Origin of the sequence: Micromonospora sp. NBC_00389, assembly GCF_036059255.1 — a bacterium.
In the GTDB taxonomy this organism is placed as follows: domain Bacteria; phylum Actinomycetota; class Actinomycetes; order Mycobacteriales; family Micromonosporaceae; genus Micromonospora.
The window spans coordinates 3611362-3627342 of sequence record NZ_CP107947.1 but is presented as its reverse complement, the minus strand read 5'-3'; the positions used below and the strand labels follow the sequence as shown (position 1 = coordinate 3627342).

Genomic DNA, 15981 nt, shown 5'->3' with positions numbered 1-15981 from the left:
ACGGGTTTCGCGCCCGGCCCGTACCGCCCGCCCGGGCCAGTTGTCGGCAGCCCGCTCAGCCCCAGCGGGTCGACCGCTCGGCCGCCGCCGCCAACGCGGCCCGAGCACCGGCGCTCAGCTCGGCGACCAGCGCGGACGCCGGCACGTCCCGGGAGAGGGGATGTGCCTGCCCGGCCCAGAGGTTGACCACCGAGGCGTCCCCGTCGCGCCGGGCGGCGGCGAGCAGCGGGCGGGTCAGGTGCAGCACCTGCGGGTAGCCGGTCGGCGCCGTCGCGTCGTGCCGGCGCAGGAACTCGTTGACCACACCACGTGCTCGCTTGCCGGTGTACGCCCGGGTCAGGGCGGTCGGCGTCCAACTGGCCACCGCCTCCCGGTGCATCGGCGAGGTGCCCGCCTCCGGGCAGCACAGGAACGCCGTGCCGAGCTGCGCGGCGGCGGCGCCGGCGGCCAGCACGGCGGCCACCCCTGGGCCGTCGACGATTCCGCCGGCGGCCACCAGCGGGAGGCGACAGCCGGCGGCGGCCAGCCGGAGCAGCGGCAGCAGCGCGTAGTCGTCGTCGTCCGGCAGGCCGCCGCGATGCCCACCGGCCTCGGTGCCCTGCACCACCACGGCGTCCACGCCGAGCTCGGCGGCGGTAGTGGCGGCGTCCGGCCGGGTGACCGTGGCCCACACCTCGGTACCCCGCTCACGCAGGGCAGCCACCGCGGCACGGTTTGGCAGCCCGAACGCGAAGGACACCACCGGGACCGGGTCGGCGAGCAGCGCCGTCAGCTTCTCCGGGTACCCATCGTCGCCGCCCACCGGCTCGCCCAGGGTCACCCCATGCTGGCCGGCCTGCGGGGCAAGCCGGTCGGCGTACGCCCGGATGGCGGCCTCGTCGACGCTGCCGGAACCGGGCAGGAAGACGTTGACCCCGAACGGCCGGTCGGTGCGCGCACGGACCTCGGCGATGTCGGCGGCCAGCCGGCCGGTGTCGATCATCCCGGCAGCCAGGAAGCCCAACCCACCGGCGGCGGAGGCGGCCGCCACGAGCGCAGGCGTGGACGGGCCGCCGGCCATCGGGGCGGCGACGATCGGGTGGCGTAACGCGGACAGCACGGACATCCACCCATCCTGTCGCATCGGCCCGACTCCTCGGGCCGGTGCTCGGCGGTCAGATCGGTCAGCCGCGGATGAGCCCCTGGCAGCTGCCCGGGTCCACTGAGGGACCGGTCATCGGCGGGCGGCGCGCCGCCACCGCAGCACCCCGGCCAGCCCGAGCAGCGCCACCAGCGTCCCGGCGCCCGCCGCCACCGGCCAGGTCCGGTTGCCCGCGGCACCCGCGTTCCCGGCCGCCGGGCTGGCCGGGGCGGCGGTGGAAGGCTCCGGGCCGGCGGTGGAAGGCTCTGGTGGACGCGGGGAGGCAGCCGGCCCTGTCGGTGTGGGGTACCGCAGAATCGCCGGACGGGTGCCCGGCGGCTGGTTGGCAGACTCGGAAACGGTGAGCAGCGACCGGCCGTCGCGGCTGTAGGTGATCGACTCGCCCTGCGGCTCGTCCGGCAGCGGGGTGATCCGCGGGGTGCCGGTGGTCAGCGCGGCGACCACGTCGCCGTCGGGCACGTCGTACTCGAAGGCGTCGGCGTAGCTGCGCAGCACCACCCGGCGCCCGTCCGGCGCACTCGCCGCGCCGGTGACCACACCCCGGCCGACGAAGAAGTACGGGTTGCTGGTCGTCGAGGCCGGCAGGACCACCTGGCCGACCAAGGCTAGCGGCGTCGTCGCGGCCGGCCGCAACGCGGTAGCCGGTGCGTACAGGAAGACGGTGCCGCTGCCTCCCTTGGTGACGACCAACGGCCGGCCGTCGGCGTCGAGCAGCAGAGCCTCCGCGTCGTGCGGGCGGTCCGGGTACGCCATCCGGTGCAGCACCGGCCGGTCCGCGCCGGGCGCGAGCCGCCACAGCGCGATCGTCTCCCGGGACCGGTCATTGTCGCCGATGTCGGCGACCCAGATGGTGCCGTCCGAGCCGATTGCCAGGTCCTCGGTGTCCCGGGGCCGGGAGGGATAGCCGACCGTTCGCACCACCGCGCAGCGCCGGTCGAGGAAGAAGATCTGACGGCGGGCCTCGTTGTCGGCGCCGTCGTTGACCACCACGTACCCGGTGTCCGTGGCGACCATCCCGGAGATCTCGGTGAGCCGCTCGTCGCGCACCTCGCACACCGGCGCCCCGGCCCCCGGCGCGCCGGCCACCGCCGCGCCCGGTGTCAGCACCACCGCACCGGTGAGCAGGGTGGCCAGCGCCGCACCGGCGCGGGCGTGCCGGTACCGGGTCACCCGCTTCCGTACCCCCATCGCGCGCCCTCCTCGTCGCGGCCATGGCCCGGCCGCCTCGCCAATCCTGGCTGATCCCGGCCGCGGGTGGTGAACATCGACGGGGAACCGACCAGATCCTTCCCTATGCATCGATGATCTATCTATAGTGCTGGCATGGCAGGAATGCGCGAGCCGACGTTCCTCATCCTCACCGCGCTCGCCAACGGTCCACGGCACGGTTACGGGATCGTCCGCGAGGTCTCCGAGCTGTCGGACGGGCGGGTCACCGTGCTGGCCGGCACCCTCTACACCGCGCTGGACCGGCTGGCCGCCGAAGGGTTGATCGCCCACGACCACGACGAGACCGTCGACGGGCGGCTACGCCGCTACTACCGGCTCACCGGCGGCGGCATCGCCGCACTCGACGCGGAGACGGCCCGGCTCCGCCAGCTCACCACCGCCGCCGAGGCGCGGCTGCGTCACCTGCGTTCCCGCCCCGCCTGATCTCGGATCCGAAGGATGGTCATGCCGCCGACCGACCCCTCCTTGGCCCGCCGGTACCGGCGGCTGCTGCGCTGCTATCCCCGCGAGTGGCGCCAGGCCCGCGCGACGGAGGTGATCTCACTGCTGCTCGACACGGCGCCGACCGGCCGCACCCGGCCCACCGTCCGGGAAACCGCCGACCTGGTACGGGCCGGGCTGCGTTGCCGGCTCGGCCGTCCCGCCAGTCGCACGGTCGTCGCATGGGCCGCGCTCGCCTCGGTCATCTGCGGCCTCTTCGCCGGCGCGCTGGCCAGCCGGGCCGCCTGGGAGACCTCTCGACCGCAACCCGACCGGGCCGAGGCCGGTGCCATCCTGACCGAGGTCTTCCCCGGGCACGACCTCGGCGACATCGACACGCCGCCCGCCCTCTTCGTGGTCTACGGGCAGCCGCTGAGCCTGCGCAACGTCAAGACGGTGCTCCTCGGCGACGGCGGCGAATACCAGGAGAGCGCCACCGGCGCCGCCGCCTTCGGCGCGCCACCGGTGCCCGCCGAGCAGATCGTCACGGTGGCACGGCAACGCCTGACCGACGCCGGCTGGCGGGTGTACGACCCGGAGGTGACCGGCGGCACGAGCTGCGCGGACAAGCTGTGCGCCACTCCGTTGGCGATCACCGACACCTCCATGGTCGCCCGGCGCGGCGACACCATCCTGAACGCCTCGGTCTCCTCCCAGACCGCCCTCGACGCCACCTACCTGGCGGTCGAGGTGCACCGGGCGCCGCCGCCGGCGGTGGCCCCCGCCGGGGTGCTCGGGGCGCTGCTCGGTGCGGTGGCCGGTTGGCTGGTCTTCGGTTGGGCGAGCCGACGCACCGAGGGACGCCGGGTGAGTGGCGCGGCGAGCGTCCTCTTCGGCACGACCATGGTGCTGTGGTGGCTGCCGGTGCTGCTGGCCGCGCCGCAACTGTTGGAGCACCACCTCCGCGAGTCGCACCCGGCGTGGCACCCACTGTGGGAGTGGCTCGGTCAGCCGGTGGCCTCGCTGCTCTTCCTGGTCGGCGCGGTGTGCGCGCTGCTGGCGCTGGGGCTGGCCGCCGCGCCCCGCCGCGACCGGTCCCCGGTGGCGCTGGTCGACTGACCCCGCGCCACCCGCGGCCGCGGCGGGCTGGCCCCGCGACCGCTACCGCACGGACCAGCGCTGGGCGCCCGTGCCGTTACAGGTCCAGAGCTGCACCTTGGTGCCGTTGGCGGTGCCGGCGGACGCCACGTCCACGCACTTGCCGACGGCGGTGAGCACGATCGCCCCGTCCGCGCGGAAGGTGAAACGCTGGGCGCCGCTGCCGTTGCAGGTCCAGATCTGCACCTTGGTGCCGTCGGCGCTCCCCCCGGCGTCCACGTCCAGGCACCGGTCGCCGTAGACCCGCAGCTCCCCGGCGGCGGTACGGGTCCAGCGCTGGTTGGCACCGCCGTGACAGTCCCAGATGATGGTCTGGGCACCAGCGGTGGTGCTGGCACCGGAGACGTCCAGGCAGCGCCCGGAGTTCGGGTTGGTCAGGCCGACCGGGCTGCCGACCGGAGGTCCCGGCGGGATCAGGCTGCCGGGCACCGACCGCAGCGCCTCGTACCAGCGGGCCGCCATCTTGTCGTACCCGCCGGCGTTGGGGTGGACGCCGTCGGCGAGGTCGGCGGTGCCGAGCGCGGCGTGCATGTCGACCAGGTGCACCCAGCTCCCCTTTTGCGCCACGATGCCGGGGATCGCCGCGTTGTACGCCTGCACCCGCGCCTCCCGGGTCGAGTCGGTCTCCGGGGTGATGGTGGCGACGAAGAGTTCGACCTCTGGCGCCGTCGCCCTGATCTTGTCGATCAGGGCGGAGAGCCGGGCCGGAGCGTTGGCCAGGTCGTAGTTCTGGTTCACGTCGTTGGTGCCGATGTGCAGCAGCACCGTACGCGGGGTGGTGGCCTGCAACCAGGCCACGATGTTGGCGTCGAGCTGGTCGATGCGCCAACCCGAGTGGCCCTCGTGGTCGTGGTCGCCGAGGCTGGCCGGCCCGTTGAACCCCGAGCCCACGAAGTCGACCGTGTAACCGCCGGTGGCCAGCCGCTGCCACAGGTTGATCCGGTACCCGCCGGGCACGTTGTACCCGTCGGTGATCGAGTCACCGAGCGGCATCACCCGTACCCCGCCGTTCGACTCGGCCTGCGCGGGTGCGACCTGGGCCAGCGCCAGCACGGCGCCGAGGATGAGCCCGAAGCCGCCGGCGGCGGCCCGTCGTGCGTTCCATCGCATGGTTGATCCCTCTCCTCACCGGTCGTCCAGGGACTTCGGTGGTGGTGCCGCCCGCCGAAAACGGCGCCCACAGCTGGACGTAACCATTGATGTTTAGCTATGGATGGACTGGTCGGGCCGGCCGGGTGCGGGCGCGAGCCGAACGCCGCGTTGGTTGCGCCGAATGGTCGCTCCGACGCCGCCGGTGGTCCGGCACCACGTGCGTGATCTGTCGTACCCGTGGTCCATGATCGTGTCGTCGCAGCGCCGCCGGCACGGGCTGGCGCGCGCATCACCCTGGGTTGGTCGACAGCGGGAGGGCGGGACGTGACGGACGCCGACGGAGCCGAGTGGCGGCGGCGCAGCGTGCTGGCGGTGGTGCCGCCCGCCCGGCCCCGCAAGCTGGCCAAGGTGCCCTTCGTGGAGCTGGCCGACGGGCGGTTGCAGGGGGTGGTCTCCAGCGGGTCGGACGTCGAACGGGTCTACGTCTCGTCGATCGCCGCCGGCACCCACGCCTACCACTGCAGCACCAACAACAACCGGCCCTGCGGCGGGCTGCGCGGCGCACCCTGCAAGCACCTGCACGCGCTGACCGACGAGGCCCTGCTCCAGTACGGCGTTGACCGGGTCGCACGCTACCTGCGGGTTGACGTCGGCGACGGGCTGGGCACCGGTGCCGAGCTGCTGTCCCGGCTGGACGGGCGGCCGGAGCCGACCCCGTCCGCGGTGGTGTTCAGTCGTTTCCTGCGCCACCTGGCCTACCTGGAGCTGCCGGACAGCACGGTCGCGCTGCCCGAGCTGCACTGGTTCCCGGCCCCCGGGGTGGGTCGCTGATGCGGGGCACCCAGGTCGCGCGGCTGCGCGAGGCACCGGCCGGGCTGGCCGACGCACTCGAGGTGGTCGCCGGCTTCGACGACGCCCTGACCAACGGCTTCGGCCGGGTCGGTGAGCGGGACGCAGCGGCGCTGGCCGCGTTCGCCAGCGCGCTGACCGGCACGCCGCTCGCCGACCTGGTGGCCAGCGCGGTCGACGCGGTCACTGCCGGTTCGGTCACGCCGGAGCATCTCGCCGCGCTCGCCGGGGCACGCTCTGCGCTACTCGGCGCGGCGCACGATGCACTGCTCGGGCAGCTCGACGCGACGCTGAGCCGGGACAGGTCACCGTGGACCGCACCCAACACCGGGCCCGCCCAGGCGCCGCCCGCCCTCGCCGGGGCGCGGGCCTGGTGGCACGAGGTGGCCGTCACCGGCTGGCGCGGCGTCGACCACGAGCTGCTCTCGGCCGCGGCCACGGTCGTCGAGGCTGCGCTGGCCGTGCCGGAGCTGCGCCGGCCCGCGGTCCTGCTCGACGGGCTCGCTGCGGAGCTGCGGGCCTGCATCCCGGTCGCCACCATGACTCGGGTGCCGGCTCGCCGCTGGGCCGACCTGTGGGCCCGGGGTGTGCTGCTCACCCAGGGGATGCCGGCGGCCAACGAGCCGCCAAGGGTCTCCGGACGGCTGCTGCCGCTCGGCGTGGACGTGCACGCCCACGACACAGCCGTACAGGTCCAACTGCACGCCATCCTGGAGCCGGCCGGCGGCGGGCCGGCCCGGCTGGTCCGCACCGCGGTCACCGCCGCGAAGGTGGACACCATCGTCGGTCCGGCCGTGTGGCGGCTGCTGTCGACGCATCCGTTGTTGCTCACCGCGCTGGCCGAGCGGCGGGCTCTGACCGTCACCGATCTACCGCTGCACGGCGGCGACCTGGGCTGGGTCGACGACCGGGTCCAGCTCGACGAGCCCGCCGACCCGTTCGCCACCGCCCGGGTGCTGCTGCCCAGGGCGAGCGCCGCCGCGATCGCCCCACTGGACCGGCACCCGACCGCCATCGCCGAGCCGGTCCTCATCGAGGGCCACCCGGTCCGCGAACAGGCCGGTGCGCTCACCATCGAGCTGGACGGCGAGCCGGTGGCGCTTGCCGTGGACCGGTTGCCGACCGCCGGCCCGCTCACCGCCGAGTTGGTCGCCGCCTCGTCGGCCTGCCTGGGTCTGCTGCGCTGGGACGGCGGCCGGTGGCTGATGCAGCCGTTGGCGGTACGAGCCACCGTGAAGCGCCGGCCGGTGCAGGCGCACAACGGCGACTGGGCGTGCGGCGTCACCGATCCGAAGATCGCCAAGGATGAGGCCAGGGCGGGCGACGCCGTGGCCGTGCTGCGCGAGCGCGCGGGACGGTTGCTGCGCCGATGACCGACGACGAACCCACCGGCGGGCTCGCCGATGCCAACCGCCGCCAGGTGCTCTACTGGCGGCTGCTGTCCCGATTGTTCGACCACGACGAGCAGCCCAACCTGGAGTTGGCGAGCGTGGCCGTGGTCGACGACCTCGGGCTGCCGGCCGCACTGCTGGACCCGGCGGTCTCGGTGGACACCATCGTGCAACGTTTCCCGGCGCTCGCGGCCGAGCTGCGCGGGTTGCTCACGTCCACCGACGACGGCGCCGCGTCGAGTGACGACGACCCCTACCAGCCCGGCGAGTCCGAGGTACGCCGTGCCGCGCTGGTGTCGAAGCTGCTGCTGAACGTCTTCGCGACCGGTTCCGGGTCGGTCAGTGCCGGGCAGTTGGCCCGCTGGCAGTCCGACGCCGGCTGGTTCGAGCAGGCGCTCGGCTGCGAGCCCGGCGAGGTGCGCCGCCAGGGCGCCGGGCTGGGCGCCATCCTCGCCGGCCTGGAGGGCGACCTGGTCCGGCGGATGCACCTGCGGGAGGTGCTGGCCGATCCGGCGCTGGCCAGCCAGTTGACCCCCAGCATGTCGCTGATCGAGCAGTTGCTCCGGGACAAGGCCAACCTCTCCGGGGTGGCGCTGGCCAACGCCAAGGCGTTGATCCGGCGCTTCGTCGACGAGGTCGCCGAGGTGCTCCGGACGCAGGTGCAGCAGACCAGCGTCGGGACGCTGGACCGGTCGGTGCCGCCCAAGCGGGTGTTCCGCAACCTGGACCTCGACCGGACCATCTGGCAGAACCTGACCAACTGGAGCCCGGACGACGAGCGGCTCTACGTCGACCGGCTCTACTACCGGCAGACCGCCCGGCGGACCACGCCGGCCCGGCTCATCGTCGTGGTGGACCAGTCCGGATCCATGGTCGACTCGATGGTCAACTGCACCATCCTCGCGTCGATCTTCGCCGGGCTGCCGAAGGTGGACGTCCACCTGATCGCCTACGACACCCGTGCACTGGACCTGACCCCGTGGGTGCACGACCCGTTCGAGGTGCTGCTCCGTACCCAGCTGGGTGGCGGCAACGACGGGCCGGTGGCGCTGGCGCTGGCCCGGCCGAAGATCGTCGAACCGAAGCAGACCGTGCTGGTGTGGATCTCGGACTTCTACGAGTTCGACCGGTCCCAGCCGCTCTACGACGGCCTCGCGGCGGTGCATCGCTCCGGCGTCCGGGTCATCCCGGTCGGCTCGGTCAGCAGCTCCGGCCAGCAGAGCGTCAACCCCTGGTTTCGCCAGCGCTTCAAGGACCTGGGCACCCCGGTCATCTCCGGTCACATCCGCAAACTCGTCGTCGAGCTCAAGAACTTCCTCACCTAGGAGACCCATCCCTCATGACCGAGATGCTGCGCGCCCCCGCCGAGGTCACGTACGCCGACGAGCTGGATTTCCTCGAGTCGGTCGACACCGGCCCGAAGCCGTTCTCGTGGCGGCTGAGCCCGCGCATGGTCCGGCTGTTCGTCCTCGGCTCGGAGCGGGCCGACGGCCTCGACCGGGAGATCCCGCAGAAGTGGTTCGGTGACCGCAGCTTCGTCGAGCGCAGCATCGTCACCCTGGCCTCGGATCGCGGCCTGCTGCTGATCGGCGACCCAGGCACCGGCAAAAGCTGGTTGGCCGAGCTGCTGGCCGCTGCGATCTGCCGCAACTCCACCCTGGTCGTGCAGGGCACCGCCGGCACCACCGAGGACCACATCAAGTATTCGTGGAACGTGTCCATGGTGATCGCCAAGGGGCAGTCCCGGGATTCGATGATCCCATCGCCGATCATGACGGCGATGGAGCGCGGCGTGGTCGGCCGCTTCGAGGAGCTGACCCGCTCCACGAGCGACGTGCAGGACGCCCTGATCTCGATCCTCTCCGAGAAGTACGTCGCCATTCCCGAGCTGGACCAGGACAACATCGTCTTCGCCCAGCCCGGCTTCTCGATCATCGCCACCGCGAACAGCCGCGACCGGGGGGTCAACGACCTCTCCTCGGCGCTCAAGCGGCGGTTCAACTTCGTCCGGATCCCGGTGGTCACCAACAAGCGCAGCGAGGCGGAGATCGTCCGCTTCCGCACCGAGGAGCTGCTGCGGCGGCACCGGATCGAGTTGGACGTGCCGCCCACCCTGCTGGACATCCTGTTGCAGAGCTTCGCCGACCTGCGCGCCGGCGCCGCGGCGGCGACCAGTGACGACGAAAAGTTGGAGTCGGCGCTGTCCACCGCCGAGCAGATCGGCGTGCTGGAGGACGCCATCCTGCACAGCCAGTTCTTCGGCGACCGCACGCTGCGGGCGGCGACCCTCGCCGGGTCGCTGGTCGGGTCGCTGGCCCGGCGCAGCCCGGAGGATCTGGCGATCCTCAACAAGTACCTGCACGGCGTGGTGGAGCCCCGGGCCCGCAAGGACGACGAGGAGTGGGCGGGCTTTCTCGACGGCGGTCGTCAGGCGATCGCCACCCTGTCATGACCGCACCCACCGTCGCCGGCCCGTTCGGCGCGCTGCGGGAGCAGCTCACCGACGCGGTCGCCGCGTTCGCCGACTCCCCGGACGCGCTGGCCGGGATCCTCGCCGGCATCGTCGATGACGTCGACCGCGCCCTCGGCGAGCGGCTGGAGATCTTCCCGGTCTGCCACCACTCGCCAGCCTCCGGCCTGGCCATGGTGCGCCGGCTGCGGGCGAAGCAGCCCCGGGTGATCTACCTGGAGCTGTGCGAGGATCTCCAGCCGCTGCTCGGGGAGTTGCGCAACTGCCGGCTGCCGGTCGCGGTGCAGGCGTTCGCCTCGGAACTGGCCGACTTTCCGGCCGACTGGGGCCCGCTCAGCGTCGTCGCGCCGGTCACCGAAGCCTCGGCGGAATACCAGGCCATCGCGTACGCGATGGAGACCCCAGGGGTCGAGTTGGTGCTGGTGGACCGGTCCACCGACCACGTCTTCCAGTGGACACCACGCGCCGACGGCGACGACGGGATCGGCCCGGCCGGCGGGGCGGGCGAGGAGGCCGCGCTGCACGGTGACGCGGTCGGCGTGGAGATCGGCGACCTGCGGCCCCGGTTCGCGGAGTTGGAGGCGTACCTGCTGCACCACGGCAAGGTGCGGCACTGGTCGGAGTGGTGGGACCAGTACGTCGAACGGCCGCTCGCCGACGCCGACCACGACACCTACCGGCAGGTGATGGTGTTGATCGGCAGCCTGTTCCGGCGGCTGCGCCCTAGCGGGTCCGATCGGCTGGACCGCGACGAGGACCGCGAGCGCTACATGTGGACTCGGATGCGTCAGCACCTCGCCGCCTCGGGCGTCGACCCCGCCGACTGCCTCTACGTCTGCGGCGCGTTCCATGCCGCGAGCCGGGTCGAGCAGTTCGGCATCGGCTCGGCCGCCCCGGATTTCGAGATCACTCCGCGCACCGCCACCCGCTGGCGGTACGGCCTCATCCCGTCCAGCCATTCGGCGATCGAGGCGCAGTTCGGCCTGGCACCCGGCTCGGTCTCGATCGCGGCGGCGACCTGGACCAAGGCGGTGAGCCGCAACGGGCTGACCCCGTTCCGGTTGGACGGCCAGCGCGGCACGTCGACCCGTGGCCGACGCGGTCGCTCCGCCGCCGCCTCCTCCCCCGACGTCGCGCCCTCCCCCACCGCCGTCCCCTCCGCGGCCGCGCCGGTCGCCGACCGGCTCAGCGGCTTCCTCGCCGGGGCGCCCGTCCTGGACGGCCTGGACGAGGCGGAGCTGCGCGGCTGGTGCGTCGACATCGTCCGACTCGCCCGGCGCAATGGATACCTGGCCAGCACCGCCGACGCGATCGCCGTCTTCGAGACCTCGGTCCTGCTGGCCGCCCTGCGCAACCGGGCCCGACCCACCCCGTACGACTTCGCCGACGCCGCGGTCACCTGCATCGAGAAGGACGTGGTGCCCGGCCGGCGCGACGTCCGGCGGCTCTGCGAGATCCTGCTGGGCGGCGACCGGATCGGCCAGGTCGGCTACGACGCCCTGCCACCGCTGGCCCGCGACGTGCTCGACCGGCTCCAGCCGCTCGCGCTGGACCTGGAGAAGCGGACCATCCAGCGGGCGCTGCTGGACCTGCACGCCCAACCGGAGCTGGCCGGCTGCTCGGACCTGCTGTGGATGCTGCGGCACCTGCTGCCGCCCGGCGCAGTCCGCCCGATCATGGGTGAGCGCAGGCTCGGGCACCGCTCCGTCCAGGAGAGCTGGGACCTGGCCCTCGGCCGCGATCAACGCGCCCTGATCGAGTTGGGTTACGAGGGGGTGACCGTCGAGCAGGTGCTTGAGCAGCGGCTACGCCGTGCGGTACGCGGCACCGGGGCCACCGCGGCCGGCGCGCTCGCCGCCGTGGAGGATGCCATTCGGCTGCTCAACAGCCCGCGCCTGGTCGACGAGTTGGGCGAGCGGGCGGTCGACCTGCTCGCCGCCGAGCGCACGGTCGACGACGCCCCGGACGTGCTGCGCCGCATCCGTCGGCTGCTGGCCCACCTCCGGGCCACCGCGCCAGCCCTGCCGGCCTGGTGTGAGGCATTCGTGACCACCGGGTACGCCCACTACTGCACGCTGCTGCCGACGGCCATCGCGGCGGAGGAGACCGAGGTCCGGCAGGTCTCCGCGATGCTCGGCTTTCTGTTCTCCATGGAGGGCCTTGCTCTCTCCCTGGGGTGCGACCGGTCCCAACTGGAGCTCGCCGTCGCTCAGTCGCATCCGACGGCTCCGGCGAAGGTCTCCCTGCTCTGGGCCGCCCGGCACCAGCTCGGCCTGCTGCCGCTGGCGGAGCTGCGGGCCCGGTGTGCTGACCTGCTGGCGAATCCACTGGTGGTGCCCGCGTTCCCGCAGTACCTCTCCGGCTTCGTGCACGCACTGGAGCCGGTGCCCGGGCTGGCGCCGTTCGTGGTGGAGACGATGTCCACCGCCTTCGCCCGGCTTCCCGACCCGGTGCTGCTGCCCTGGCTGCCCACCCTGATCACCACGTTACGCGATCAGGGGCCGGAGCTGGTACCGCTGCTGGTCCGCGAGGCGGGGCGCACCTTCCCGGGGGCACTGTCCGAGCTGGACGCCTGGGTGCCGCCATGGGTGGCGCCGCCATCCTCCGCGCCGGTGGTCCCCGTCGCCGAGCCGCTGCGACGGACGGGCGCACTGCTCGCCGCCCATCCGGCGGCGGTCGACGCGGTGGCCGCGCTGCTCGGCTGTCCCGGCGGATGGCAACCGACCCTCAATCCGAGCGCGAGCCCGAGCGCGGTGGCCGCGCTGCTGGCCGGGCATCCGGACACCATCGAGGCGGTGGCAGCGCTCCTCGCGGTGCCGGGCCCGACGGTCAGCCACGACGTCCACTGACGACTGTCGACGCCCGGTGCGGGGTCACGCGCCGGGCAGCGCAGGGTCACACGGCGGACGTCACGGTGGTGGGGGCACGGGTGACCGGTCGGCTGGTGCTGGCCAGCGCGGGCACCGCGACGGCGCCCACCCTCGCTGGCAGCCGGGTGGGCTCGCTGGCCTGTTCCGGCCCGACCCCGATCGATCTCGGCGCCCCCACCACCGTGCGCGGCGCGACCTCCGGCCGATGCGGGTCGACGCCGGCGGCCTGACGCCGCGCGACGCACAACCGCCTCGGGGGCGGCGCGGGCCAACGCTCGCGCAGCCCTCCCCCGGCCGGGGGAGGGCGGCACCGGTTCGACGCCCGGTGCCGGCGGCGGCCGAGGAAACCGACCGGCTCGTGGTGGTCAGGCGTGAGTGGGACGGTGACGGGTAGGCAGCGGCCCGGCGGCATGTCGACAACAGCCGGGTAGGAGGCCGCGATGAGCACGTACCGGGACGAGCAGAGTGATCCGGTTCCCCCGCCGGAGGCGGACGCCATGGAGCAACGGCAGGACGCGGTCGACATGGGGCCGCCGGACCGAATGTCGGGTGACGTGGACCCGGAGGCCTCCGAGGCCGATCTGGCCGAGCAGGGATCCCTGCCGGCGGGCACGCTTGAGGAGGCGACGTCGCTTCCGATTGAGGCCGACGCGGCGGACGTCCTCGAACAGCGCCAGGAGATCCCCACTCGCGACGAGGGCCGGCGGACGTGACGGTGCCGGCCACCGGCTGAGGCACGTCCGGAGACGGTTCAGTCCAGTTGCCACAGCCTGCGGTTCCACCAGCCCGGGCGGCGGCGGGCCACCTCGCGCAACCGCCAGTGCTCGGCGTGCTGGGTCACGATGAACAGCGGCACCAGGCCGAGCGCCAGCAGCGGCAGGTAGCGCGGCGCCGAGCGGTTCTCCCGCAGCGACGCGGCCAGGGCGGCCGCACCCGACACGTACAGGATCGGATTGTAGAACCGCATCAGCTCCGGCCCCAGCCCTTCGTACTCGCGCAGCCAGGGCACGCCCAGCCGGGTCCGCCGGCGCGGCCAGCCGCGCAGCTGGGCGAGCACCGTGGCCAGCCCGACGCCGTTGCAGACGGCGAAGACCGCATCGGCGGATGCCGGGCGGTTGCCGGCCGTCCGCCACAGCGTTCCGGTACCGAGTGCCCACAGCCCGGCGGCGGGCACCGGGCCCAGGACGGCGGCCGCCGGCATGCCGACGCCGGCGCCCAGCTCGAAGAACGCCTGCGCCGCCAGGCCCGCCGTGGCGAGCCTGGTCAGCGGCCGGCTGCCGGCCGGATCCGCTCGCACCCGGCTTCCGGCCAACCACCCAATCCGGCTTGACCCCACGGCAGGACCCTTCCGCAGTACGGCACCTCGGCTCGTCGCCGGATCACGCCCCCGACCAGCCCGAACGCGGTACCCGCTCCGGCCCGGCCTACACGCTCTGGTCGCGACCCGCCCGACCTGCTCAGCCGGCGACGACCCGCCAGAGGAGGAAGGCGTTGAGCGCGACGACCAGGACGGCCACCAGGGACGCGGCGACGGTGGTGAGCGGGTGGTTGACCAGGTTGCCCATCAGGTCGCGGCGCCGGGTGAAGGCGACCACCGGGATCAGCGCGAACGGAATGCCGAAGCTGAGGATGACCTGCGACAGCACCAGGGCACGGGTCGGGTCGAGGCCGATGGCGAGCACGGCCAGCGCGGGCACCAGGGTGACCAGCCGGCGCAGCAGCAGCGGGACCCGGCGGCGCAGGAAGCCCTGCATGATCACCTCGCCGGCGTAGGTGCCGACGCTGGTGGAGGCGAGCCCGGAGACCAGCAGGGCGATCGCGAAGCCGAACGCGGCGGCGGCGGTGCCGATGGTCTGGCCGAGGCCGGCGTGCACCCCCTCCAGACTGTCCGCGCCGGCCGGGCCGCCGCCGCGGAAGCTGGCCGCGGCGATCAGCAGCATGGCGAGGTTGACCGCGCCGGCCGCCGTCAGGGCGAGCAGCACGTCGGTGCGCTGGCCACGGAACAGGGTCCGGCGCTCCGTGTCGTCGGCGGCGGGTATGCGGTCGCGGGTCAGCGCGGAGTGCACGTAGATGACGTGCGGCATGACGGTGGCGCCGAGGATGCCGGCGGCGAGCAACACACTGTCGGTGCCCTGGAGCCGGGGCACCAGGCCGGCCATGGCGGAGCCCGGGTCGGAGCCGGCGGCGAGCAGGTTCGCGGCGAAGGCCAGGACGATGACGCCGAGCAGCACGGCGATGGCGATCTCGAAGGCGCGGAACCCGCGCGAGCGCAGGGCGAGCACGGCGAACGCGGCGGTGCCGATGATGATCCCGCCGGGCAGCAGGGGGATGCCGAAGAGCAGGTACAGGGCGACCGCGCCGCCGATCACCTCGGCCAGGTCGGTGGCCATCGCGACCAGCTCCGCCTGCACCCACATCATCCGGTTCACCGGCCGGGGCAGGCGTTCCCGGCACAGCTCGGGCAGGCTGCGCCCGGTGGCCAGGCCCAGCTTGGCGGTGAGTGTCTGCACCAGCATGGCCATCACGTTGGCCACCACCACGACCCAGACCAGCAGGTAGCCGTAGCGGGCGCCGGCGGCGGAGTTGGTGGCGAAGTTGCCGGGGTCGACGTAGGCGACAGCGGCGACGAACGCCGGGCCGAGCAGGATCAGCCGGCCGCGTACCCGGCCCCGGGCGCGGGCGACCTGCAGCGGCGTCGCCGTCGACACCATGAGTTCGTTGGTGACCATCGAACACCTCCCCGTCCGGCACGGATCGCGTGTCCGTCCCTTCCCAGGCGGCTGACCCGTCGGGGCCAAGGTGTGGCCTACCGGTGCCAGCACCGCCGACCAGGCCCGAGGACTCGCCCGTTCGGGGGGACTTGCGGTGCCGCCCTTGACAGCGGTGGGGCTCCCGATGAAGCTGTCTATTAGTCCTACTGTCGTAGGACAACAGGAAGGATCGTCTCGAGTGATCGAGTTTGTGCTGGACAGCCGGTCGAAGGTGAACACCTACATGCAGCTCGTGCAGCAGGTGAAACAGGCGCTGCGGGTCGGCCTGCTGGTGCCGGGCGACCAGTTGCCGAAGGTCCGGGACGTCGCGCAGTCGCTGGCGATCAACCCGAACACGGTGCTGAAGGCGTACCGGGAGCTGGAGATCGAGGGTCTGGTCGGTGGCCGACCCGGGGTGGGGACGTTCGTCCAGCGCACCCTGGCCGGCGCTTCCCTGCCCAACCAGGCCGAGCTGCGTGAAGACCTGGTGGCGTGGCTGCACCGGGCGCAGGCCGCCGGCCTCACGGCCGAGGACGTCGTCGCCCTGGTGGAGACCACGTTGCGAGCCACCCTCGCCGACGAAGCCCCACAGAAGGAGCCCGCGTGAGCG

15 protein-coding genes are annotated in these 15981 nt (G+C 73.4%); 10 read left to right on the top strand and 5 right to left on the bottom strand.

What is annotated here, in order from left to right:
- Positions 1 to 55 precede the first annotated feature (55 nt).
- Positions 56 to 1105 (bottom strand): nitronate monooxygenase, encoded by a 1050-nt coding sequence (locus OG470_RS17225; RefSeq protein WP_328425499.1) that lies wholly within the window; start codon positions 1103 to 1105, stop codon positions 56 to 58.
- Between the two features lie 108 nt (positions 1106 to 1213).
- On the bottom strand, positions 1214 to 2329 hold the full coding sequence (locus OG470_RS17220) for a hypothetical protein (RefSeq protein WP_328425497.1): 1116 nt from the start codon (positions 2327 to 2329) through the stop codon (positions 1214 to 1216).
- A gap of 144 nt (positions 2330 to 2473) precedes the next feature.
- On the opposite strand from OG470_RS17220, the gene OG470_RS17215 reads away from it, so the two are divergent.
- Positions 2474 to 2794 carry a PadR family transcriptional regulator gene (locus tag OG470_RS17215; RefSeq protein WP_328426421.1) on the top strand — a complete coding sequence of 107 codons (321 nt, stop codon included), beginning with the start codon at positions 2474 to 2476 and terminating at the stop codon, positions 2792 to 2794.
- Positions 2795 to 2815: 21 nt separating this feature from the next.
- A complete protein-coding gene (locus OG470_RS17210) occupies positions 2816 to 3910 on the top strand; it encodes a hypothetical protein (protein WP_328425495.1) in 1095 nt (364 codons plus the stop codon).
- Positions 3911 to 3952: 42 nt separating this feature from the next.
- On the opposite strand, the gene OG470_RS17205 is transcribed toward OG470_RS17210, so the two are convergent.
- Positions 3953 to 5059: an RICIN domain-containing protein gene (locus tag OG470_RS17205; protein ID WP_328425493.1), complete on the bottom strand. Its 1107-nt coding sequence runs from the start codon at positions 5057 to 5059 to the stop codon at positions 3953 to 3955.
- Between the two features lie 345 nt (positions 5060 to 5404).
- On the opposite strand from OG470_RS17205, the gene OG470_RS17200 reads away from it, so the two are divergent.
- From OG470_RS17200 to OG470_RS17170, 7 genes are all read left to right on the top strand, one after another.
- On the top strand, positions 5405 to 5872 hold the full coding sequence (locus OG470_RS17200; RefSeq protein ID WP_328426419.1) for a hypothetical protein: 468 nt from the start codon (positions 5405 to 5407) through the stop codon (positions 5870 to 5872).
- Positions 5872 to 7263, top strand: coding sequence for a hypothetical protein (locus OG470_RS17195; RefSeq protein ID WP_328425491.1), 1392 nt, complete (start codon positions 5872 to 5874; stop codon positions 7261 to 7263). Before OG470_RS17200 ends, OG470_RS17195 begins: the two co-directional genes overlap by 1 nt.
- Positions 7260 to 8606, top strand: coding sequence for a VWA domain-containing protein (locus OG470_RS17190; RefSeq protein WP_328425489.1), 1347 nt, complete (start codon positions 7260 to 7262; stop codon positions 8604 to 8606). The genes OG470_RS17195 and OG470_RS17190 overlap by 4 nt, the downstream gene beginning before the upstream one ends.
- Positions 8607 to 8620: 14 nt before the next feature.
- The gene (locus OG470_RS17185) at positions 8621 to 9733 is read left to right on the top strand and encodes an ATP-binding protein (RefSeq protein WP_328425487.1); all 1113 of its coding nucleotides are present in this window, start codon (positions 8621 to 8623) and stop codon (positions 9731 to 9733) included.
- Positions 9730 to 12600 (top strand): DUF5682 family protein, encoded by a 2871-nt coding sequence (locus OG470_RS17180; protein ID WP_328425485.1) that lies wholly within the window; start codon positions 9730 to 9732, stop codon positions 12598 to 12600. Before OG470_RS17185 ends, OG470_RS17180 begins: the two co-directional genes overlap by 4 nt.
- Positions 12601 to 12680: 80 nt before the next feature.
- Positions 12681 to 12851, top strand: coding sequence for a hypothetical protein (locus tag OG470_RS17175; protein ID WP_328425483.1), 171 nt, complete (start codon positions 12681 to 12683; stop codon positions 12849 to 12851).
- Positions 12852 to 13061: 210 nt separating this feature from the next.
- On the top strand, positions 13062 to 13334 hold the full coding sequence (locus tag OG470_RS17170) for a hypothetical protein (protein WP_328425481.1): 273 nt from the start codon (positions 13062 to 13064) through the stop codon (positions 13332 to 13334).
- Between the two features lie 38 nt (positions 13335 to 13372).
- Here OG470_RS17170 and OG470_RS17165 read toward each other — a convergent pair whose 3' ends face one another.
- Both OG470_RS17165 and OG470_RS17160 read right to left on the bottom strand, forming a co-directional pair.
- Entirely contained in the window at positions 13373 to 13918 is a 546-nt protein-coding gene (locus OG470_RS17165; RefSeq protein WP_328425479.1) for a hypothetical protein, read from the bottom strand.
- A 160-nt stretch (positions 13919 to 14078) separates the two neighbouring features.
- A complete protein-coding gene (locus OG470_RS17160; protein WP_328425477.1) occupies positions 14079 to 15350 on the bottom strand; it encodes an Nramp family divalent metal transporter in 1272 nt (423 codons plus the stop codon).
- A gap of 220 nt (positions 15351 to 15570) precedes the next feature.
- On the opposite strand from OG470_RS17160, the gene OG470_RS17155 reads away from it, so the two are divergent.
- Complete coding sequence (locus OG470_RS17155; RefSeq protein ID WP_328425475.1) at positions 15571 to 15978, top strand: GntR family transcriptional regulator; 408 nt, start codon at positions 15571 to 15573, stop codon at positions 15976 to 15978.
- The last annotated feature ends 3 nt before the right edge of the window (positions 15979 to 15981 follow it).